The 309-nt window shown below is 63.8% G+C and carries 1 protein-coding gene; it reads left to right on the plus strand.

What is annotated here, in order from left to right; all coding sequences use genetic code 11:
* On the plus strand, positions 1–309 hold a 309-nt coding region (locus tag FLQ44_RS08085), incomplete at both ends, for an aminotransferase class I/II-fold pyridoxal phosphate-dependent enzyme (RefSeq protein WP_147693962.1).

The raw sequence follows: 309 nt of genomic DNA on the forward strand, positions 1-309 counted from the left end.
GGAGGTGAACGCCATGCGTCATGCGGCACGGCTGGCCGGACAAGACATCATCGATCTTGGCATGGGCAACCCCGATCAGCCTCCGCCGCAGCACGTCATCGACAAGCTGTGTGAAGTGGCGGCCAAGCCGGACGCGCATGGCTATTCGCAGTCCAAGGGCATTCCCGGTCTGCGCCGTGCGCAGGCGGGTTACTATGCTCGCCGCTTCGGCGTGGAGCTTGATCCCGAGAACGAAGTGGTGGTTACGATGGGGTCCAAGGAAGGGCTCTCCAGTCTCGCTACCGCGATCATCGCGCCCGGCGATGTGGT

It is taken from the genome of Vogesella mureinivorans (genome assembly GCF_007644035.1).
Lineage (GTDB): Bacteria > Pseudomonadota > Gammaproteobacteria > Burkholderiales > Chromobacteriaceae > Vogesella > Vogesella mureinivorans.